This window comes from Mesorhizobium subarcticum (assembly GCF_055456085.1).
Window position 1 is genome coordinate 860,329 of record NZ_CM144237.1, and the last position, 21,847, is coordinate 882,175.

Sequence of the window (21,847 nt, forward strand, 5' to 3'; positions counted from 1 at the left end):
TCTAGACAACAGGTTTTCATGAGCGACCAGACCGAGAACACCAACGGCGCCGAGGCCGAATACGGCGCCGATTCCATCAAGGTTTTGAAGGGCTTGGACGCTGTCCGCAAACGCCCCGGCATGTATATCGGCGACACCGACGACGGTTCAGGCCTGCATCACATGGTCTATGAGGTGGTCGACAACGCCATCGACGAGGCCCTGGCCGGTCACGCCGACCTCGTCACCGTGACGCTCAACCCCGATGGTTCGGTGACGGTGATCGACAATGGCCGAGGCATTCCGACCGATATCCACACCGGCGAAGGCATTTCCGCGGCCGAAGTGATCATGACGCAGCTGCATGCCGGCGGCAAATTCGACCAGAACTCCTACAAAGTCTCAGGCGGTCTGCATGGCGTCGGCGTCTCGGTGGTCAACGCCCTTTCGGCATGGCTGAAGCTCAAGATCCGGCGCAACGGCCAGATCTTCGAGATGAGCTTCACGCACGGCAATGCCGATGCGCCGCTGAAGGCGACGGGCAGCTATGAGCAAAACAAGCAGCCGGGCACCTATGAGGGACGCAGCGGCAGCCAGATCACCTTCTTCCCGTCATCCGAAACCTTCACCATGGTCGAATTCGACTTCGGCACGCTGGAGCACCGGCTGCGCGAGCTCGCCTTCCTCAATTCCGGCGTTCGCATCATTCTGACCGATGCCCGCCACGCCGACATTGTGCGCCATGAGCTCCACTATGATGGCGGGCTGGAAGAGTTCGTCAAATATCTCGACCGGGTCAAGAAGCCGCTGATCGAGACGCCGATCGCCATCAAGGCCGAGCGCGACGGCATCACCGTCGAAGTGGCGATGTGGTGGAACGACAGCTACCACGAGAACGTGCTAGCGTTCACCAACAACATCCCGCAGCGCGACGGCGGCACCCATCTGGCCGGTTTCCGTGGCGCGCTGACGCGCCAAATCACCGGCTATGGCGAGTCCTCGGGCCTGACCAAGAAGGAAAAGGTCTCGCTGATCGGTGACGATTGCCGCGAAGGGCTGACGGCGGTGCTGTCGGTCAAGGTTCCCGACCCGAAATTCTCCTCGCAGACCAAGGACAAGCTGGTTTCGTCGGAAGTCCGTCCGGTGGTCGAGGGGCTGGTCAACGAGGCGCTCGGCACCTGGCTGGAAGAGCATCCGTCCGAGGGCAAGGTGGTCATCGACAAGGTGATCCAGGCCGCGGCGGCGCGTGAAGCGGCGCGCAAGGCGCGCGACATCACCCGCAAGAGCTCGCTTGGCGTCACGTCCCTGCCCGGCAAACTGGCTGACTGCCAGGAACGCGATCCGGCGAAATCCGAAATCTTCATCGTCGAGGGTGATTCCGCCGGCGGCTCGGCCAAGGGCGGCCGTTCGCGCCAGAACCAGGCGATCCTGCCGCTGCGCGGCAAGATCCTCAATGTCGAGCGGGCGCGCTTCGACCGCATGCTCGGCTCCGAGATGATCGGCACGCTGATCACCGCGCTCGGCACATCGATCGGCAAGGACGAGTTCAACGCCGACAAGCTGCGCTATCACAAGATCATCCTCATGACCGACGCCGACGTCGACGGCGCCCACATCAGGACCTTGCTGCTCACCTTCTTCTTCCGGCAGATGCCGGAACTGATCGAGCGTGGCCATCTCTACATCGCCCAGCCGCCGCTCTACAAAGTGACGCGCGGCAAGAGTTCGCAATACATCAAGGACGAGAGCGCCTTCGAGGAATTCCTGATCGGCTCGGGACTTGAGGAGGCCTCCCTGTCGCTCGGCTCAGGTGAGGTGCGAACGGGACAGGATCTGCGCGGCGCCATCGACGATGCGCTGGCCGTGCGCCAGCTGATCAACGGGCTGCACACACGCTACAACAGGGGCGTGGTCGAGCAGGCGGCGATCGCCGGCGGGCTCAATCCAGATGTATTCGACGACCTTGGCCGAGCCAATGCGATGGCGGACCGCATTGCAAAACGCCTCGACATCATCGCCGAGGACACCGAGCGCGGCTGGACCGGCCGTATGTCGACCTCGAATGAGGGCACTGGCGGCTATGTCTTCGAGCGCACCGTGCGAAGTGTCAAGGAATACGCCCACCTCGACCTGGCGCTGATCAATTCGGCCGATGCGCGCCAGCTAGACCGCTACGCACAGCGTCTGACCGAAATCTACGGGTCGCCGCCGGTCCTGCGCCGCAAGGATGTCTCGGAAATCGTTTCGGGTCCGCTGGCCCTGCTCAACGCCGTCTTTGCGACCGGCCGCAAGGGGCTGACCATGCAGCGCTACAAGGGTCTTGGCGAGATGAACGCCGAGCAGCTCTGGGAAACCACGCTCGACCCGAATGTACGCTCGCTGCTGCAGGTCAAGGTCAACGATGCGACCGATGCCGACAGCCTGTTCTCGCGCCTTATGGGCGACGAGGTCGAGCCGAGACGCGAGTTCATCCAGGACAACGCATTGTCGGTCGCCAATCTGGATATCTGATGCATGTCGCCCACAAGCGCGCAGCATTAAGACCGTAGCGCTGCCCTGAAGAAACTCACCAGGGCGTCGTTCAGGCGCTGGTGAAACGCGGCCCGGTCGAAGCCCGGGAAGTCGATGCAAATCCCGGGAGCGGCGACGCGCAGTTGGGCGCTGCATGGCGGTAGGAACGCATAGTGACCCGCCATGGGTTCGACATGGTACTCCGGCGGTCGAGGCAGCGCCGAACGGATTTGTTCCTCATACCAGGGGTCGGGTTGATGCCGGTCCTCGGCTGCGCGCCATAGGAGCACCGGGATTTGAACCGACGCGAGGCCGGCCCGGTCGAAGGTGAAGCCGAACGCCGGCGCGGCAGCTGCGATGGCACGGATTCGCCGATCACGCTTCCATGCCTCCGGCGGTGGTTGGACCGCTTTTGCAATCGACTGGACCCCTGCTTTCGCCAACGCGGTGCAAAGATCGTGCTGCGGATTTGCCGCGCAGTATGGGTCTATCCTGCCGAGATCGGGTACTCCGCCCGCTTCGACGAGCACGGTGAAGCCGCCATTCGAGAATCCGAAGGCGCCGATCCGCTGCGGATCGATGTCGGCATGTCCTTGCCAGTCCTTCAGCATGAAATCGATCAGCCGGCTTAGCTGGGCGGGCCGGCGCCATGGCATCAGCACCTTGCTCTGGTCGTCGTAGGTATCGCCGGCGTGGCTGACCGCGGCGACGATGAACCCGGCTCTCGCCAAGGCGATCGCCGTGTCGTAATGCCCGGCATATGAGCCGCCGCCGCCATGCGAGATCACGATGAGCGGCAGCGCATAGCCTTCTACCGGACCGGAAGGAGCGACGCGCTGCTTGAAGCTTTCCAGCAGCACATCGCGCGGCTCGGCTGAAGTCGGGTACCAGATGCCGGCAGCCAGCGGCGCTTCGTCGCCATTGGGAATGCGAACCACTTCAAATCCCACCGGAGAAAGATGCCCGATATCTTGGGTAACTGACCCTGTCGGCACCACACCAGCCGGCGCAGTGGTTGTGGCCGCCAAGGCTCCGCCCCAAACGAACACTCCACAGAGAAAGGCCAAGCCGGCTAAAATTGGCAAATGCGGCCAACAGGCAGCATCCAAAATCCGCTGGGCTTTTGCTTTTTGCTGCATCCGCAACTTCGTCAGGACCATTGGGCTTTCTGCTCAGAAAGGAAATGTGGCGTCAGAGGAATTGGTAGCCCGAGGCGGGACAATGTGTCCGCTTTCGCCCAACTCAATTTGCGGGTCAAATCACAACAGCATCATCGGGTTCAGACAGTACGGAGCTGCCGCGCGCCAATTGTTCCGCCTGTACCCATAAAATCATTTCATACCCGCCGGAACGGAAGTCCTCCGACGACATTGTGACAGCATCGATCACAATTTCTCACAGGAGGCCTTTCATGGGACGTGGCATATTGCTCTGGTTGCTCGGTATTCCGATTCCGATCATCATTCTCATCATGCTGTTCGTACGGTAGGGGGCGTCGATGCAGCCCACCGTATCAGCTATCGACCTATCCGCTTCAGAAGAATCGTCCTCGACAGCCGTCAGCTGGGGGCCGATCATCGCTGGCGCCTTCGCGGCCTCGACGCTGACCTTCATCCTCATGCTGCTCGGCTCAGGGCTTGGGCTCAGCATGGTTTCACCATGGTCGGGGTCCGGCGCTTCGATCACCACCTTCGCTGTGTCGACCGCCATCTGGCTGGTCATCGTGCAATGGCTGTCCTCCGGCGTCGGCGGTTACCTTGCCGGACGCCTGCGCACCAAATGGGTCGGCGTCCACACTGACGAAGTGTATTTCCGTGACACCGCTCATGGCTTCCTTGCCTGGGCGTTGGCAACGCTGCTTGTCGTCGGTGTGCTTGGCTCGGCGCTTTCCGCAGTAGTCGGCTCAGGCGTACAGGCGGTGTCCACCGTGGCTTCCGGTGCCGCCATGGGTGCATCGGCTGGTGTTTCTGCCAACGCCGGTAGCGCATCGACCGACAACGCGACCTCCTACCTGGTGGATTCGTTGTTCCGTCCGGCCGATGCGAGCAAGCTCGCGGCGGCTGGTCCGGACGGCAATGCCGCCGCGGTTGGCCAGGCGTCGCGCATCCTGATCGCCAGTGCGGCGGCCGGCGAGATTTCGGCCGACGACAAGACCTATCTGTCGCAACTCGTTGCCGCCCGCACTGGCCTGTCTGAAGCCGACGCCAAGGCGCGTGTCGATGCCCTGGTTGCCAAGGTCGAGGACGCCAAGGTCAAGGCCAAGCAGGCCGCCGACACCGCCAGGAAAGGCAGCGCGACTTTTGCCCTGCTCGGCGCCTTGTCGCTGGTCATCGGCGCTTTCATCGCCAGTGCCGCGGCCGCTCTCGGCGGCAGGCAGCGCGACGAAGAGGAAGCGGTTTTCCTGACCACCCGCTGAAACTGACTACACCGCTGAAAAGAAAGCCCGGCATGAAGCCGGGCTTTTCTGTTGCTTGAGTCGCGGCCGGATCAGTGATCCATGGCCTTGACGATCTCTTCGGTCATCTTCTTGGCGTCGCCGAGCAGCATCATGGTGCCGTCCTTGTAGAACAGCGTGTTGTCGATGCCGGCATAGCCGGAGCCGAGCGAGCGCTTGACGAACAGACAGGTGCGCGCCTTGTCGACGTCGAGGATGGGCATGCCGTAGATCGGCGACGACTTGTCGTCACGGGCAGACGGATTGGTGACGTCGTTGGCGCCTATGACATAGGCGACGTCAGCCTGCGCGAACTCTGAGTTGATGTCCTCCAGTTCGAACACTTCATCGTAAGGCACATTGGCCTCGGCCAAGAGCACGTTCATATGGCCGGGCATACGGCCGGCGACCGGATGGATCGCGTATTTGACGTCGACGCCGTTGGCCTTGAGCTTGTCGGCCATTTCGCGCAGCGCATGCTGCGCCTGGGCGACCGCCATGCCGTAGCCGGGCACGATGATGACCTTCTGCGCGTTCATCATCAGGTAGGCGGCGTCATCGGCCGAGCCCTGCTTGACCGTGCGCTCGATGCCGTCATCGGTGGCTGCCGCGGTTTCACCGCCGAACCCGCCGAGGATGACCGAGATGAAGCTTCGGTTCATGCCTTTGCACATGATGTAGGAGAGGATGGCACCGGACGAACCGACCAGCGCGCCGGTGATGATCAGCGCCAGATTGCCGAGCGTGAAGCCAAGCGCCGCGGCGGCCCAGCCCGAGTATGAATTCAGCATCGAGACGACGACCGGCATGTCGGCGCCGCCAATCGGGATGATCAAGAGGATGCCAAGCACCAGCGAGGCCGCGACAATCAGCCAGAACACCAGTTTGGCTTCGGTGGTGACGAGCAGCACGATCAGCACGATCAGTGCGACGCCAAGCGCGGCGTTGATAAAGTGGCGGCCGCCGATCATGATCGGCTTGCCGGACATGCGGCCGTCGAGCTTGAGGAAGGCGATGACCGAACCGGTGAAAGTGATGGCGCCGATGGCGACGCCAAGGCTCATCTCGATCAGGGCTTGGGCGTGGATGTCGCCATTCGCGCCGATGCCGAAGCTTTCAGGAGCATAGATGGCGGCTGCCGCGACCATGACGGCGGCAAGGCCGACCAGCGAGTGGAAGGCGGCGACCAGCTGCGGCATCGAGGTCATGGCGATGCGGCGCGCAGTGACGGCGCCGACACCGCCACCAATGGCGAGGCCAAGCACGATCAGGCCGAAGCGGCCGGCCGAAGGGGTTGCCAGCGCCAGCGTGGTGGCAATGGCAATGCCCATGCCGATCATTCCGTAGAAATTGCCCTGGCGGCTGGTGGTCGGATGCGACAGGCCGCGCAGCGCCATGATGAACAGGACGCCGGAAACCAGATAGAGGAAGGACGCGAAGTTGGCGTTCATGGCGCGCTACTTGTCCTTCTTCTTGTACATGGCCAGCATGCGCTGGGTGACTAGGAAGCCACCGAAGATGTTGACGGAGACCAGCATCAGCGCGACGAAGCCGAACCCGGCTGCGATGCCGGAAGCAGCGATGCCGACGGCGAGCAGCGCACCGACGACGATGACCGAGGAGATGGCGTTGGTGACGGCCATCAGCGGCGTGTGCAGCGCCGGGGTTACCGACCAGACGACATAGTAGCCGACGAAGATCGCCAGCACGAAGATGGCGAAGCGGAAGACGAAGGGATCGATGGCGCCGCCGGACAGCGCGTGCGCGGCGTCACCCGCCGCGTCAGTGCCGCCTGGGGCGTTGGCCAGGTTCTGCACCGCAAGCTTGACGGCGGCGGAGGCCTGGTCGAGCTGATCGAGGGCTTTCTGCAGGGTCTGATCCATCACGCGGTCCCTTTCGGCTTGGGCGAGGACTTGGATGCGGCAGTTTTCTTGGGCGCGGCTTTCTCTGGTGCAACCGAGGCGTCGGCAACCATCGTCGTGGCCGGTATCGCGGCCGGCTCTACATGAGGCTGCTGATCAGCCTTGGCGAAGGCTGGATGAACGACTTTGCCGCCGTCGGTCAGCATCGTCGCCTTGACCAGATCGTCATCGCGGTTGATGGCAAGCGTTTTCGTGGTCTTGTCGACCAGCGTCTCGAGGAAAGCGAACAGGTTCCTGGCGTAAAGCAGTGAGGCGGATGCGGCGACGCGGCCCGGCACGTTGAGATGGCCGACGATCTTGACGTTGTTGGCCGTGGTGACAACCTTGCCAGCTTCGGCGCCTTCGACATTGCCGCCGCGCTCTACCGCGAGGTCGACGAGCACCGAGCCCGGCTTCATCGAGGCGACCATCGCCGCCGAGACCAGCTTGGGCGCCGGCCGGCCGGGGATCAGCGCCGTGGTGATGACGATGTCCTGCTTGGCTATGTGCTCTGACGTGAGTGCCGCCTGCTTGGCCTGGTATTCCTTCGACATTTCCTTGGCGTAGCCGCCGGCTGTCTCGGCCGCCTTGAATTCCTCATCCTCGACGGCCAGGAATTTCGCGCCGAGCGAGGCGACCTGTTCCTTGGCGGCGGGGCGAACGTCGGTGGCGGTGACGACAGCACCTAGCCGGCGCGCCGTGGCGATCGCCTGCAGGCCGGCGACGCCGACACCCATGATGAACACCTTTGCCGCCGGCACCGTGCCGGCCGCCGTCATCATCATCGGCAGCGCCCGGTCATATTCCGAAGCGCCGTCGATCACCGCCTGGTAACCGGCAAGGTTGGCCTGCGAGGACAACACGTCCATCGATTGCGCGCGGGTGATGCGCGGCATGAACTCCATCGAGAAAGCCGTCACGCCGGCCCTGGCCAACGCCGCTACGGCGGCGTCGTTGCCGTAGGGATCCATGATGGCGATGACGGCAGCGCCGGACTTGTAGCTCTTCAACTCGGTGTCCGTTGGCCGGCGAACCTTCAGCACGACATCGGCCCTGGCGACATCGGAAGCCTTGCCGATGGCGGCACCTGCCTTGGCGAACTCTTCGTCGGGGATACGCGACCTCGTACCGGCGCCGGTTTCGACAACCACATCGAGACCAAGTGCCGCCAGCCGCTTGACCGTATCGGCCGAGGCCGCGACGCGCGGCTCGTTCGCATCAAGCTCACGAGGGATGAAAACCGTCTGTCCCACCGCATGATCCTTTCGGCTGGAACCTGTTTGCGCAAAGTGTCGGCCGGAATGTCCGGCGACGTCAACCGCAACGGGGTTTTGGAAGGTCTATCGCAGAATGAAGGCGCCGACGGCCAGAAGCAGGACGAACAGGATCAGCGCTGAGAAGAAACCTGCCGCAAAGAAGCCGAAAGCCATCGCCACAAGGAGCGCGCCGCAGAACAGCGATCCATATTTGGCCAGCGCGAGAAAGCCCGCATAGGTGCGGTCATGCTCCGCGTAGTCCATCTTCGCGCCCAGTTCGACAGGACCGGTCGGCGAGTGATCAGCCATAGCAATACCCCTTCGAAGACATCTTTCAGGCACATACCGAAAAGCCGGGCCGAGAGCAATGGCGCTATTGCCGCATTGGGCCGACAACTGCCTCAAGGGAATATTGAAACTGCTGGCCTGCCCAGCCTGTTGGCGGTGCGATCGCCGGACGTCCTGCGTGAGTTCCATTGAAGCTGCTGTGAGAATTTGGCGGTTCTGAACGGCGCCGCGGGGGATTATCGTCGTCGGACGAACAGCCGGTCGATGAAGCACCATGGTCACACCCACACAGACATTTGACTGGAACGGCACGACCATCGCGTGGGGAACCGCCGGTTCAGGCCCTCCGATCGTGCTCGTGCATGGTACGCCATTCTCCTCGCATGTCTGGCATCGCGTCGCACCGGAACTGGCGCGCGACCATACGCTGTATTTCTACGATCTTCCCGGATATGGGCGATCCGACAAATGCGAAGGCCAGGATGTTTCGCTGGGCATCCAGAACAAGGCGCTGGCGGCAATGCTGGCCTTCTGGAAGCTCGACCGGCCTCAGATCATCGCCCATGATTTCGGCGGCGCCACGGCGTTGCGCGCACATCTGATCGACGGCTGCAACTATGAGAGGTTGTTGCTGATCGACCCGGTGGCGGTGCGCCCGTGGGGCTCGCCCTTTGTCCAGCATGTGCGGCAGCATGAGGCCGCGTTCGCCGGCATGCCGGACTACATACAGGTCGCGGTCCTGAAAGCCTATATTTCAGGCGCCGCGGCCAGACCGTTGTCGGACAGCGATCTGGAACCCTATGTCGCGCCATGGACCGGGCCTATTGGCCAGCCGGCTTTCTATCGGCAGATCGCCCAGATGGATCAGCGTTTCACCGACGAGGTAGAACCGCTTTACGGCAAATTCCGCTGCCCCGTCTCCTTGCTATGGGGCGAGGAAGACCGCTGGATACCGTCGGACAGCGGCCAAAGGCTCGCGGCCATGCTGCCGGGTTGCGGCTTGACGCTTATTCCCGGCTCCGGCCATCTCATGCAGGAAGACGCACCGCAAGCGATCGTCGCCGCAGCGCTGCGCTTCTTTGCTGGCTGAGAGGCACTTCTGACGCAATTCCGGACGGAAAACCGCTTCACACTTTTCCTGGAATTGCTCCGGTTTCAGCCGGCGAGGTGCGGGAATAGCCCCAGCAGCCCAACGACGATCAGATAAAGCGCCACGATGTAGTTCAGCAGCCGTGGCATGACGAGGATCAGCACACCGGCGATCAGCGAGATAAGCGGCGTGAGCGCGAGCTGGGAAATGTGCATGTCGGGGTCCTTCTGGCAGATCCGTTGGGATGACAAAGACAGAGCGGCAGCGCACCGCCGTCATCAGAACGCGGATCTGGCCGGAAGGCTCCGGGTGCCTTGCGAAAATCGGGGCCTAGAGCAATTCCAGGAAAAGTGTGAAACGGTTTTCCGTCCGGAATTGCGTCAAAACAGAGGGTTAGAGCAGTTTACCGTTTTCGTGAAAAGGTGAACTGCTCTAGGCGGCGGCGCGATAATATTTCGCTGTCGGCACGATGGACAAGGGTGTCAGTCGGTTGATGGCCGGATTGCCAAACATCAGCCGCTGTTCCATGGGCGTCGACCTGAAGAATGGGAACCGTTCGAGTGTCAGGCGCATATTTTCGCCGGCGGGGATTTCGAACAGGGCGATCCGGGTAAGAACGCCCGGAAATTCCTTGGCCTCGGTCCTCTGCACGGCATTGAAATAACGCGAATAGAAATTGGAATGCTCGACCTTGACCGGTGTAAGCACCGAGTTCTGGCCAAAATAGAGCGAAGCCACCATGGCAAGCCTGAGTGTCAGGAACGGCAGCACTCCGGGCGCCGGCGCGGCGTCGGGATCGGTTGCAAACCGGGTTCCGTCGATAAAGGTTTCGCCGCGGGCAAGTCGCTCGAGCAGTACTTCCGGATAGGCGTCGACGGAGGGGGAATTCGGGTGCTCCCGAGAAATGTAATGGAAGCGGAGCGTGCTGACCAACTCGCCATAGAAATAGACACCGAACCGGTAGGAATTGGGCAGATTGTCCCAGCGATCCTCGAACATCCCGCTCGCGATTGGGCCGCACATGCCCGAGCGCAGATAGGATTTATAGCGAAGTCGGTAAATCGCCTCGAGATCCTCGCCCCCTGTAATGAGGCGATAATCGACATGCTCCAGCAGTTGCATCATCGATCGGTTCAGCGCGGAATCCCCGGCTGAGCCGACCCCGCCAGAGGCATTCCTCACGGCCCGTGCAGCATCCATTATCTGTCCTCGAAATTCCGCCTGTGGATAAGGGTATTCGAGCTGAAATGAGACACAAGCTGAAACTTGGATGGTGCTGGTTTACCTTCTGTTAACCTTAACAGCCGTGCGTCCACTTGAGAATGCGACCCTTGCGTTCAGCAATCATCGCATGTGTCGTAACCCCTTGTTTTGCCTGGCAGACTTTAACCGGCTGGCTGTCAATGACGCCGCCTGTCAGGCTGGATTTCGCCCGACCCGTTCCCGGTGATCACGCAACATTGTGCACCGCCGGACATGAAACGCCTGGCAAAGCGGTGGCACCACCCCAAGCGAGCCGCTTCGCACTTTTCCTGGAATTGCCTAACTGGCTGTCCGTTTGCCGGAACTGGCTGCCCGTTTGCCGGTGAGGCGCAGGTCCGCGGCAAATGGCCAGGTGACATTCGACATCGTCTCGATACCCGACGCGCTCAGTGCGGCACCGAAGAGGAAGCCCTGCACAAGGTCCGGTTTGATCTGCAAAGCCAGGATCTTGAGTTGCTCGAAGGTCTCGACGCCCTCGACGGTCACCGAAAGCCCAAGCGGCCGTGACAGATTGACGATGCCTTTGAGCAGCTCCAGCGAACGGGAATTCTGGGTGACGTCTATCAGGAACGAGCGATCGATCTTGATCTTGTCGAGCGGCAGCTTGTGTAGATAGCTCAGGCTCGAATAACCGGTGCCGAAATCGTCGAGCGCGATGCGCACACCAAGCTGCTTCAATTCGTCGAGATATTGGCGCGTCAGCGACTTGTCGTCGAGCAGCGCCGTCTCGGTGACCTCGATCTCCAGCCGGCCGGCGGCGAGGCAGGAGCTGATCAACGCATCGCGAACCTTCTGGATAACGTCGCGATTGCGGAAATCCTTGGCGGAGAGATTGACCGAGACGCTGGTCTGATCCGGCCATTTGGCGCATTCGGTGCAGGCTGCCTGGAGCACAAAGGTGCTGATCTCGGAAATAATGCCCATTTCCTCGGCGAGCGGAATGAAGATGGCGGGCGAAATCGGCCCGAGATCGGGATGATCCCAGCGGCACAGCGCCTCGCAACTGGCGATGCGCATGGTGTTCATTGCCACAATCGGCTGATAGACGACCCGCAGGCTCTTGCTTTCCACCGCGCTGCGCAGGTCCGCCTTCATCAGCTGACGGTTGCGGAACGCGGCGTCCATCGCGGCCTCGAACAGCCGCCATCCGTTCTTGCCAAGCTCCTTGGCCTTGTAAAGCGCCAGATCGGCCTTGACGATCATGGCGTCGACGTCGCTGTCCCTGACCCGTGCCAACACGGCGCCGCCGCTGGCCTGGATTCGCAACCCGTGGCCGGCAACGTCCACTTCGCCTTGCAACGCTGCAAAGATCTCGTCGATCTGGATGGTCAGGTGGCTTTCATCCTCGATCCGGTCGAAGAACACCATGAATTCGTCGCCGCCAAAACGGCTGACGGTGATGCCTTGCCTTGCAACGCCGGCGAGACGTTCGGCGACCGCATAGATCAACCCGTCGCCGATCGGATGCCCGAGCGTGTCATTGACGCTCTTGAAATCGTCGAGGTCGAGCACGGCCAGGCCGCAGAGACGGTCGCGGTCGCCCGATGCCATCGCCTCGCCGACGAGTTCGTGGAAATAAGCGCGGTTGGGCAGGCCGGTGAGATTGTCGTAGCGCGCCATGAAGCGGATCTTGTCTTCCGCCTCGACGCGAGCCGTCACATCCTCGAAGGTGATAACACCCAATTCCTGGCTGCCTTCGCGTGCGGAAAATTCATAGTGCTGGCCGTTGGCGAGGGAAACGAGCACCTTGCGGTCGCGGCCCTCGCGCAGGGCGCGGGTCAGCTGGGCCTCGATGTAGCGGCAATCCTTCGGCGCCAGCATGCCGCCGGCGACGCCGCGCATCAAAAGACCATGGATCGACCGCCCGAGCAGCGCATCCCCGGACTTGAGCGACATCAGATGGGCAGCCTCGGCATTGGCCACCGCCACCCGGCCGTTGGGGCCGAGCATGACAAGGCCGTGCGACATGGTATTGAGGGCGCGATCGAACCTGTGCGCGAGCTTCCTCGCTTCCTTGTGGCCGATGACCGCCGAGAAAAGCACGTCGCGGACGTGATCGGCGCTGTTGATCGTAATGAAAGTCAACGGGATGATCATCAAGCCGAGAACGACCGAGGGGAGATCCATGCGCAGCAAGAGTGCAAGTGCCGCCGGACCAATGAAGGTCACGGAAAAAATCCGCACCATGAGCGGAGATCCGTAGTTGCGGCCAACAACCGTCACCAAGGTTGCGATGGCCAGCGACGTCGCAGCCAGTTCGGCAAACGGATCGGGATAGACATAGATCGATATGAAACACAGCGCGCCCAGCCCGAGGCCCTGCAGGCTGCCCTTGAGGATATAGGTGCGCTCCCACCGCCGCGCCTCTTCGACATTGGCTATGACGCCGCCCGCCTTGCGGAAGCTGCGAATGCCGGAGTAGCGGAAGAGGCTGATGGACAGCAGGGTGAAAGAAAAACCCAGGAACAAAGGGTTCTGCGTACGCAGGTAGATCATGAATCCGAGGATCCAGTAGCATACGCCACCGATCACCAGCATGTGGGCGTTGTCGAACAACGACCGCACAAACTGGATATAGACATCCGCAGGGATGTTCTCGGTCTTTGTTCTGCCCATATCGTCGGCCCAACGCTAAGCCTTGTCATGTCACAACCGCCTTAAGAAAGGCTTAGAACAGTGATTTCGACTTAGCTGCCGAGGACCTGCGACTGCAGGACAGGCCAGGAAAATCAAGCTTCAGGTAAACAAGCCGTATCCGTCATTCGGCGGCCTGCAGTTCCGGCCGCACTGACGCGGCCGACAGGCGTTCGAGCAGCCTTTTGCGCTCGCCCGCGGCCTTTTGCGCGCTTGCCTGCCGGACGTGGCCGTAACCACGGATGAGGGCGGGGACCGAGACGAGAGCGACCGCCGCATCGGTCTTGCCCGGCGCCAACGACCTGGCGACGAGCTCAAGATCGGCCTGATATTGCGCCAAAAGCTGCCGTTCCATGCGTCGTTCAGCGCTATAGCCAAACAGGTCGAAAGCGGTGCCGCGCAGGCCCTTCAGAGCCGCCAGCAGGCGAAAACCCTTCATCATCCAGGGGCCGAAGCTCGATTTCCGAGGTCTTCCGTCATTGCCGCGACGTCCCATGATCGGCGGGGCGAGGTGGAATTCGAGTTTCTCGTAGCTCTGGAACTGCTTGCCAAGCTCGGCGGCAAAGGAGCCGTCGGTGTAGAGCCGCGCCACCTCGTATTCGTCCTTGATCGCCATCAGCTTGAACAGGTTCCTGGCCGCCGCCTCGGTCACGGCAGTCGAGCCGGGCACGGCCTTGGCTTCCGCGGCACGCAGCAACGCCAGCCTGTCGGCATAGCGCTTGCCGTAGCCGGCGTTCTGGTAAGCGGTCAGGAAGGCGACACGGCGGGCAATGATCTCGTCCAGCGTCTGCGCGACGGGGGCGGTTTGTCCCGCCTTGCCCGGCTGGGCGACGAGGCCGCGCACGAAATCCGGCTGGTGCGCCGCGCGGCGGCCCCAGCGGAAGGCGGCAATGTTCATCGCCACCGCTTCGCCGTTGAGCTCGATCGCCCTTTCGACGGCCTCGGCCGACAGCGGCAGGCCGCCATGCTGGAAGGCAAAGCCAAGCATGAACATGTTGGCGCCAAGCGAGTTGCCAAACAGTGATGTGGCGGTGCGGGTGGCGTCGAAGAAATGCGTCTTGTCGTCGCCGGCGGCGGCCCGGATCGCCTTCTTCAGGCGCTCGATCGGTAACGAGAAATCGGCCGAGCGGGCAAACTCGCCAGGCATGATCTCGGCGGTGTTGGCGAGGAAGATCGTATGGCCCTCGCGCACCGCCGTCAGCACCTTCTTGGCGCCTGACACGACGAGGTCGCAGCCGAGCACCAGATCGGCCTTGCCCGCCGACACGCGGATGGCATGGATGTCGTCCGGGGTGCGGGCAATGCGGACATGGGTGAACACCGAGCCGCCCTTCTGGGCGAGGCCGGCCATGTCGATCATGCCGCAGCCCTTGTCCTCGAGGTGGGCCGCCATGCCGAGCACTGCGCCGACGGTGACGACGCCGGTGCCACCGACGCCATCGATGATCGCCGCCCAGCCCTCGGCGCCCAGCGTGAATTCGGCAGGCGTCGGCACGCCATCAAGCGGATCGGTCTTGCCGGCCAGGCCCTCGGCCTTGCGGATCTTGGCACCATGCACGGTGACGAAGGACGGGCAGAAGCCGTTGACGCAGGAGAAATCCTTGTTGCAGCTCGACTGGTCGATCTTGCGCTTGCGGCCTAATTCGGTCTCGACGGGCTGGATCGAGACGCAGTTGGACTGCACGCCGCAATCGCCGCAGCCCTCGCAGACCAGTTCGTTGATGAAGACGCGCTTGTCGGGATCGGGAAAGGTGCCGCGCTTGCGGCGCCGGCGTTTTTCGGCGGCACAAGTCTGGTCATAGATCAGGATCGAGACGCCCTTGACGTCGCGCAGCTCGCGCTGGACGAGATCGAGGTCGTCGCGATGATGGATGGTGGCGCCGGCCGGAAACTCGGCCTTGCCGGCATATTTGTCAGGTTCGTCGGTGACGATGGCGATGCGGTCGACGCCCTCCGCCCGCACCTGCCTGGCGATCATGTCCACCGTCAGGCCGCCCTCATGCGGCTGGCCGCCGGTCATCGCCACCGCATCGTTGTAGAGGATCTTGTAGGTGATGTTGGCGTCGCTCGACAAAGCGAAGCGGATCGCCAGCACGCCGGAATGGTTGTAGGTGCCGTCGCCGAGATTCTGGAAAATGTGCTCGCGCTTCGAGAACGGCGCCTGACCGACCCATTGCGCGCCCTCGCCGCCCATGGCGGTGAAGCCGAGCGTGTTGCGGTCCATCCACAACGCCATGAAATGGCAGCCGATGCCGGCGGCGGCGATGGAGCCGTCGGGTACCTTGGTCGAGGAATTGTGCGGGCAGCCGGAACAGAAGAAGGGCGTGCGCGAACCGATATCGGTGGCATCATTGAGCATCGCCTGGAACTGGCGCAGCTTGCCCACCCGTGCCGAAATCTCTTCCGACGGACCGATGGTTTTGACGATCCGCTCGCCAAGCGCAATGGCGATCTCGTTGGGGTCGAGCGCGCCCTTGGCCGGGAACAGCCAGTCGCCGCGCTCATCCTTCTTGCCGACGATGACAGGCTGCGAGGCAGTGCCGTAGAGGCTTTCGCGCAGTTGCACCTCGATCAGCGAGCGCTTCTCCTCGACGACGACGATGGTTTCGAGGCCGCGGGCGAAGTCGGCGATGTGCTGCAGGTCGAGCGGCCAGGGACAGCCGACCTTGAACAGCCGCACGCCGATGCGGTTGGCGGCGGCCTCGTCGATGCCGATATCCTCCAGCGCTTGGCGGACATCGAGATAGCTCTTGCCCAGTGTGATGATGCCGAGCTTCGGGTTGCGGCCGCCTGAATAGACGATGTGGTTCAACCCGTTGGCGTGGATGAAGGCGGAGGCCGCGGCGCGCTTGTACTCGTGCAGCCGCTCCTCCTGGCCGAGCATGTCGATCTCGTGGCGGATGTTGAGGCCGCCCGGCGGCATGTCGAATTCCGGCACGACGATGTTGAGCCGTTCGAGCGAGGCATCGACCGAGGCCGTCGATTCGATGTTGTCCTTGACGCATTTGATCGCTGCCCAGGTGCCGGCGAAACGCGACATGGCAAAGCCATACAGGCCGTAGTCGATGATCTCCTGGACGCCGGCCGGATTGAGGATCGGCACCATTGTGTCGACGAAGAGGAATTCGGTGGCATGCGCATTGGTCGACGATTCGGCCATATGGTCATCGCCCATCAGCGCAAGGACGCCGCCATGCCTGGACGAGCCGGCGAGATTGGCGTGACGGAACACGTCGCCTGAGCGATCAACGCCCGGGCCCTTGCCGTACCAGACCGAAAAGACACCATCATGGGTGCCCTCGCCCAGCAGTTCCGTCTGTTGCGTCCCCCAGCAGGCGGTGGCGGCAAGCTCCTCGTTGAGGCCGGGCTGGAAGACGATGTCGGCTTGCGCGAGCTGGTTCTTCGCCTTCCACAACTGCATGTCGAGGCCGCCCAGCGGCGAGCCGCGATAGCCGGAGACGAAGCCGGCCGTGTTCAAGCCGGCGCGGCGGTCGCGCTCGCGCTGCATCAGGAGCATGCGGATGACCGCCTGCGCGCCGGACAGGAAGATGCGCTCCTTTCCGAGGTCGAACTTGTCGTCGAGCGCGACATCATGCAGCGTCATCAGGCATTTCCTCTGCGAAGGCCGGCGGGGGAAGCGGCCAACGTCGGGATCGGATGACGCATCCTTTCTCCCCTTGCAAGTGAGGTCAAACAAAATCGCAGGGGCCAGGCAACGCGCAACAAACAGTCCGGCAGGCGCTGGACCGCGCATGAAACCGCGCGCCGACAGGGAGAAGGCGCGCTAAAATTCCAGTGAAATGGATGCCGTCAGGCGGTGTCAGCCGGCTTTCGAGCAGTCCGGCTTCGGATCACCCGGCAGCTTGCCGTCGGGATGGCCGACGAGGTCGGGGTTGGCCGTGTAGAGCTGATCGACGACCAGCGGCCGGTCGGGCAGGATCGACTGGTCTTCCGTCGACATCAGCGTGGTGTCGATCTTCTGCAGGACGGTACCGTCGGCGCCCTTGATGCTGATGGCGATGGCGTAGGGCTTGTTCTTGACGATGCAGGTCAGCGCCGGGCTCTCCAGGCTCACCTTGTCGAGCTTCGGCCAGACTTTCTGCTCGACCACGATCGGCGCACCGCCGGCAGGGTTCTGGAAGTCGGCGACCACCACCTGACCTTCGCCCATCGGCTGCAGCGGCCGCAGCGTCACAACGTAGGTCGCCCTGGCGAGCCGGTAGTTGAAGACGAATATCTTGCCTGAGACCTCGAACAGCTTGCCTTCGCCGCCGGTATCGCGGCAGGCGCCGAGTGCCACGGCCGCAATCAGCATGGCGCCGACAGCGACCGAGCGAAAAACCCTTCTAGACATCCTCGACCTCATGGGCCGCCAAACGACGGCGGCGATAGTGACGACTTGCCTTCTGCCTGTTGCCGCACACCGCCATGTCGCACCAAAGGCGGCTGGAATTACGGCTTCTGTCGACGAACAGCCAGGTGCAGTTGGGACATATCCTGAGCCTTGCGATCGTGTCGTCGCGCAGCAGAGAAAGGGCTGAAACCGCCAGCGCAGCCTCGAAGGCGATCGGCACCAGGGGATCACCGAACGGCCTTCCCAGCGTGCTGATCTCGGTGCGGCTCCCGGCCAGGCCTTCGGCGCAGGCGCGCAGGAATTCGGGCAGGTCGGCGGTGGCGACCGCGCCCTTCGACACCGCACCACGGAACAGCCGGTCGGTCGTCTCGCGGATCGACAGCACTATCGGAGCGATCGCTGCCGGCGAGGATACCGCAAGCCGCCTGTCGCCAAGCTCGGCGGCACGAAAGCCGCTGGCCGCGTCGGCAAAGCGGGCGATTTCGACCGGATCGGCGAAGCGGTCGAATGTGCGCTCCGGATCGCCGCGCAGCACGACGGTGTTCGCCGTGTCGAGCGCGAGCAGGCCGCCGGTGAAGCGGTGCGGTGTCCAGGCAACTGTCATGCCACAAAATCTAACCGATAAATCGCATTTGACAAGTTAGATTCAGCGATGCAAACCTCTCCGCATGCTCTACTTCTTCCAGCAGGTGCTGAACGGGCTGCATTCGGGCGCGCTCTATGCGCTGCTCGCCTTCGGCTACGTGCTGACCAACGGCATTTTGCACCGCACCAACCTCGCCTATGGCGCGCTGTTCGCCTTTTGCGGCCAGGTCATGATCCTGAGCGTCGCCTTCGGCTACCAAGTGCTGTGGCTGACGCTGCTGGCGTCGGTGCTGTTCGGCGTGGTCGCGGCATTGCTCTATGCAGCGCTGATCAGCCATGTCCTGTCGCGCAGCGTCTTCGAGCCGTTGGCCGACCGCTCGCCCAATGCGATCGTGGTAACGACGCTCGGCATCCTGATCGTCTTGTCGGAGGCGAGCCGCATCGCGGCCAACACGCATGATCTGTGGCTGCCACCAATGCTGGCCCAGCCTATCGTCTTCGCGGAAGGCGCCGGCTTCAAGGCAACGCTGACGCTGATCCAGGTGCTGGACTGCGCGGCGGTGCTGACCGCGGTCGCACTCGCCACATGGGCGTTTGCCCACTCCAGCTTCGGCCGGGCCTGGCGGGCTGTCTCCGACGACCCACGGGCCGCCGCCCTGTGCGGCGTCGATGTGCGCCGCGTCTTCCGGCATGCTGTGCTGTTCGGCGGTTTCTGCGCCGCCCTGGCTGGTGTCATGGCCAGCCTCTACTACGGCAATGTTAGCTTCGGCTCCGGCCTTGTCTACGGGCTGAAGATCCTGTTCGTGGCCGCGGTCGGCGGCTATCTCTCGCCGCCACGGGCAGCGCTCGGTGCCGCCGCCTTCGGCATGGCCGAATCACTGTGGGCCGGCTATTTCCCGATCGAATGGCGCGATGCGTGGATGTACCTGTTCCTGGTGGCCATGCTGATCCTGATCGGCGCCGGCCGCGACACCGGCAAGGTCGTCTGAGCCATCAGACTTTGGTTGCATGACGCCGGGGCAGACCGCCCTTGCCCCGTCCCGCCCTCCATTCGATACCGTTTTGATGCCGTCATCCGTGTTGACCCGTGTGGCCACGCGCGGCATACCGTTGGGCCACGCGGCGTGACGGCGGGAAAAGGGGAGCCGGCACGCCTCCGCTACAAGGGAGGACTTCATGCAAGGGCCGCTCGCTCTGTCACGAGGCATCGACCGCCTCAACGAGTTCATCGGCAAATCGGTATCCTGGCTAATACTGCTGGCGATCCTGGTGAGCGCCGGCAATGCCGTCATCCGCAAGGTCTTCGACATCTCGTCAAACGCGTGGCTAGAGCTGCAGTGGTATTTGTTCGGCGCCGCCTTCATGCTGGCGGCGGCCTATACGCTGAAACAGAACGAGCATATCCGCATCGACATCGTCTACGGCCTGTTTTCACGCCGCGTGCAACACTGGATCGACCTTCTCGGCCACGTCTTCTTCCTGATGCCGTTCGTGACGCTGATGGTGTTTTACTTCGTCCCCTATGTCAGGCTGTCGTTCCATAGCGGTGAGATGTCGACCAATGCCGGCGGCCTGATCGTCTGGCCGGCCAAGGCGATTCTCCTGGTCGGGTTTTTCCTGCTCGCGCTGCAGGGCATTTCAGAAATCATCAAGAAGATCGCCATCATGCGCGGCGTCATGGACGATCCCAACCCCTTCATTTCCGTGCACGAGCAGGCCGAGCTCGAAGCCAAGGCGCTCGCCGAAGAGGTGCGCTCGTGATGGAGTTCATCGCCCAGAACATGGCGCCGATCATGTTCGCCTCGCTGATCCTGTTTATGCTGATCGGCTATCCCGTCGCCTTTTCGCTCGCCGCGAACGGGCTGATGTTCTTCTTTATCGGTGTGTTTCTGACGCCCTATTCAGGTGGGGCGATCAATCTCGACTGGCCGCTGCTCTATGCGCTGCCGGACAATTTCTACGGCAGCCGGGTGATGTCGAACGACACGCTGCTGGCCATCCCGTTCTTCACCTTCATGGGCATCGTGCTCGAGCGATCGGGCATGGCCGAGGACCTGCTCGACACGATCGGCCAGCTGTTCGGGCCGATCCGTGGCGGACTTGCCTATGCGGTGATCTTTGTCGGCGCGTTGCTGGCCGCGACCACCGGCGTGGTGGCGGCATCGGTCATCGCCATGGGGCTGATCTCACTGCCGATCATGCTGCGCTATGGTTATGACCGCCGGCTGGCCTCGGGCGTCATTGCCGCCTCCGGCACGCTCGCGCAGATCATCCCGCCTTCGCTTGTGCTGATCGTGCTCGCCGACCAGCTCGGCCGCTCGGTCGGCGACATGTATGCGGGCGCGCTGATCCCCGGCCTCGTCCTGACCGGGCTCTACGCGCTTTACATTCTCATCGTGTCTATCTTCCGGCCGAAAATGGTGCCGGCGCTGCCGCTCGAAGCGCGCACGCTTGGCCATGGCGTGATGTCGCTGCTGGTGGCGCTGGCGGTAACGGTGGCCATATCCTATGCGGCGTACCGCTATCTGGCGCCGGCACATGGCGACAATGCCGATATTCTGGGCGCCACGGCCGGCGTGCTCCTGATCTATATCGTTGCCATTGCCGATAGGCGGCTGAACATCAACATGATGTCGCGGCTGGCGCAGCAGGTGGTGATCGTGCTGATCCCGCCGCTGGCGCTGATCTTCCTGGTGCTGGGCACCATCTTCCTCGGCATCGCCACCCCGACCGAGGGAGGCGCCATGGGTTCCGTCGGGGCATTGATCATGGCGGCGGCAAAAGGGCGGTTGTCGCTGGATGTGATCAAGCAGGCACTGACCTCGACGACGCGGCTGTCATCCTTCGTGCTGTTCATCCTGATCGGCGCGCGGGTGTTTTCGCTCACCTTCTATGGCGTCAACGGCCAGATCTGGGTCGAGCATTTGCTGACCTCGCTGCCGGGCGGCGAAGTCGGCTTCCTGATCGGCGTCAACATCCTCGTCTTCTTCCTGGCCTTCTTCCTCGATTTCTTCGAACTCGCCTTCATCATCGTGCCGCTGCTGGCACCGGCAGCCGACAAGCTCGGCATCGACCTGATCTGGTTCGGCGTGCTGCTCGGCGTCAACATGCAGACCAGCTTCATGCATCCACCCTTCGGCTTCGCGCTGTTCTACCTGCGCTCGGTCGCCGCCCGCGTGCCCTATCTCGACCGCCTCACCGGCAAGCAGATCGCGCCGGTCACCACTGGCCAGATCTATTGGGGGGCGGTGCCGTTCGTCTGCATCCAGGTGATCATGATCGGACTGACGATCGCCTTCCCGCAAATGGTGATGCGCTACAAAGGCACCACGGTTGATCCGGGCACGATCGACTACACGGTGCCGGCAATACCTGGCATGTCACCGCCCGGTGCGCCACCGGCCAACGGCACCGCGCCTGCCAATGGCGGCACGGCTCCAGCTGCCACACCCGACCTTTCACAGCCACCGAGCTTCGGCGACACGCCACCCGCGCAACCGGCTACGCCCCAGCCGGACCTGTCCCAGCCGCCGAGCTTCAACTGATGGATGC

17 protein-coding genes are annotated in these 21,847 nt (G+C 62.8%); 6 read left to right on the forward strand and 11 right to left on the reverse strand.

Annotated features, from left to right (window positions below):
* Positions 1-18: 18 nt before the first annotated feature.
* Positions 19-2,490 carry a DNA topoisomerase (ATP-hydrolyzing) subunit B gene (gyrB, locus tag ACZYHG_RS03960; protein ID WP_464612635.1) on the forward strand — a complete coding sequence of 824 codons (2,472 nt, stop codon included), beginning with the start codon at positions 19-21 and terminating at the stop codon, positions 2,488-2,490.
* A 26-nt stretch (positions 2,491-2,516) separates the two neighbouring features.
* Here the strand turns inward: gyrB and ACZYHG_RS03965 are convergent, their stop codons facing one another.
* Positions 2,517-3,650: an alpha/beta hydrolase family protein gene (locus tag ACZYHG_RS03965; RefSeq protein WP_464612636.1), complete on the reverse strand. Its 1,134-nt coding sequence runs from the start codon at positions 3,648-3,650 to the stop codon at positions 2,517-2,519.
* A 338-nt stretch (positions 3,651-3,988) separates the two neighbouring features.
* Here ACZYHG_RS03965 and ACZYHG_RS03970 point away from each other — a divergent pair, with 338 nt between their 5' ends.
* Complete coding sequence (locus ACZYHG_RS03970; RefSeq protein ID WP_464612637.1) at positions 3,989-4,906, forward strand: hypothetical protein; 918 nt, start codon at positions 3,989-3,991, stop codon at positions 4,904-4,906.
* Between the two features lie 71 nt (positions 4,907-4,977).
* Here the strand turns inward: ACZYHG_RS03970 and ACZYHG_RS03975 are convergent, their stop codons facing one another.
* The 4 genes from ACZYHG_RS03975 to ACZYHG_RS03990 form a co-directional block, all read right to left on the reverse strand.
* Entirely contained in the window at positions 4,978-6,375 is a 1,398-nt protein-coding gene (locus ACZYHG_RS03975) for an NAD(P)(+) transhydrogenase (Re/Si-specific) subunit beta (RefSeq protein WP_464612638.1), read from the reverse strand.
* 6 nt (positions 6,376-6,381) lie between these two features.
* Complete coding sequence (locus tag ACZYHG_RS03980; protein WP_464612639.1) at positions 6,382-6,807, reverse strand: NAD(P) transhydrogenase subunit alpha part 2; 426 nt, start codon at positions 6,805-6,807, stop codon at positions 6,382-6,384.
* Positions 6,807-8,078 (reverse strand): Re/Si-specific NAD(P)(+) transhydrogenase subunit alpha, encoded by a 1,272-nt coding sequence (locus ACZYHG_RS03985; protein WP_464612640.1) that lies wholly within the window; start codon positions 8,076-8,078, stop codon positions 6,807-6,809. The genes ACZYHG_RS03980 and ACZYHG_RS03985 overlap by 1 nt, the downstream gene beginning before the upstream one ends.
* An 87-nt stretch (positions 8,079-8,165) precedes the next feature.
* Complete coding sequence (locus ACZYHG_RS03990; protein WP_027032662.1) at positions 8,166-8,390, reverse strand: aa3-type cytochrome c oxidase subunit IV; 225 nt, start codon at positions 8,388-8,390, stop codon at positions 8,166-8,168.
* Positions 8,391-8,643: 253 nt separating this feature from the next.
* Between ACZYHG_RS03990 and ACZYHG_RS03995 the strand changes: the two genes are divergently transcribed.
* Positions 8,644-9,459 carry an alpha/beta fold hydrolase gene (locus ACZYHG_RS03995; protein ID WP_464612641.1) on the forward strand — a complete coding sequence of 272 codons (816 nt, stop codon included), beginning with the start codon at positions 8,644-8,646 and terminating at the stop codon, positions 9,457-9,459.
* Between the two features lie 65 nt (positions 9,460-9,524).
* Here ACZYHG_RS03995 and ACZYHG_RS04000 read toward each other — a convergent pair whose 3' ends face one another.
* The 6 genes from ACZYHG_RS04000 to ACZYHG_RS04025 form a co-directional block, all read right to left on the reverse strand.
* Positions 9,525-9,674 (reverse strand): DUF3096 domain-containing protein, encoded by a 150-nt coding sequence (locus tag ACZYHG_RS04000; protein ID WP_080680904.1) that lies wholly within the window; start codon positions 9,672-9,674, stop codon positions 9,525-9,527.
* A 217-nt stretch (positions 9,675-9,891) separates the two neighbouring features.
* Entirely contained in the window at positions 9,892-10,584 is a 693-nt protein-coding gene (locus ACZYHG_RS04005; RefSeq protein WP_464612642.1) for an N-acyl amino acid synthase FeeM domain-containing protein, read from the reverse strand.
* Between the two features lie 417 nt (positions 10,585-11,001).
* Positions 11,002-13,338 carry a putative bifunctional diguanylate cyclase/phosphodiesterase gene (locus ACZYHG_RS04010; RefSeq protein WP_464612643.1) on the reverse strand — a complete coding sequence of 779 codons (2,337 nt, stop codon included), beginning with the start codon at positions 13,336-13,338 and terminating at the stop codon, positions 11,002-11,004.
* Positions 13,339-13,480: 142 nt separating this feature from the next.
* Positions 13,481-16,960 carry an indolepyruvate ferredoxin oxidoreductase family protein gene (locus tag ACZYHG_RS04015; protein ID WP_464612644.1) on the reverse strand — a complete coding sequence of 1,160 codons (3,480 nt, stop codon included), beginning with the start codon at positions 16,958-16,960 and terminating at the stop codon, positions 13,481-13,483.
* A 216-nt stretch (positions 16,961-17,176) separates the two neighbouring features.
* Positions 17,177-17,710 carry a hypothetical protein gene (locus tag ACZYHG_RS04020; protein ID WP_464612645.1) on the reverse strand — a complete coding sequence of 178 codons (534 nt, stop codon included), beginning with the start codon at positions 17,708-17,710 and terminating at the stop codon, positions 17,177-17,179.
* Entirely contained in the window at positions 17,703-18,314 is a 612-nt protein-coding gene (locus ACZYHG_RS04025; RefSeq protein WP_464612646.1) for a CGNR zinc finger domain-containing protein, read from the reverse strand. Before ACZYHG_RS04025 ends, ACZYHG_RS04020 begins: the two co-directional genes overlap by 8 nt.
* 64 nt (positions 18,315-18,378) lie before the next feature.
* Between ACZYHG_RS04025 and ACZYHG_RS04030 the strand changes: the two genes are divergently transcribed.
* The 3 genes from ACZYHG_RS04030 to ACZYHG_RS04040 all read left to right on the forward strand — a co-directional run bounded on the left by ACZYHG_RS04030 (position 18,379) and on the right by ACZYHG_RS04040 (position 21,840).
* Positions 18,379-19,284 carry a branched-chain amino acid ABC transporter permease gene (locus tag ACZYHG_RS04030; RefSeq protein ID WP_464612647.1) on the forward strand — a complete coding sequence of 302 codons (906 nt, stop codon included), beginning with the start codon at positions 18,379-18,381 and terminating at the stop codon, positions 19,282-19,284.
* A 187-nt stretch (positions 19,285-19,471) separates the two neighbouring features.
* Positions 19,472-20,056, forward strand: coding sequence for a TRAP transporter small permease subunit (locus ACZYHG_RS04035; RefSeq protein ID WP_027032654.1), 585 nt, complete (start codon positions 19,472-19,474; stop codon positions 20,054-20,056).
* Positions 20,056-21,840, forward strand: coding sequence for a TRAP transporter large permease (locus tag ACZYHG_RS04040; protein ID WP_464612648.1), 1,785 nt, complete (start codon positions 20,056-20,058; stop codon positions 21,838-21,840). The genes ACZYHG_RS04035 and ACZYHG_RS04040 overlap by 1 nt, the downstream gene beginning before the upstream one ends.
* Positions 21,841-21,847: the final 7 nt, after the last annotated feature.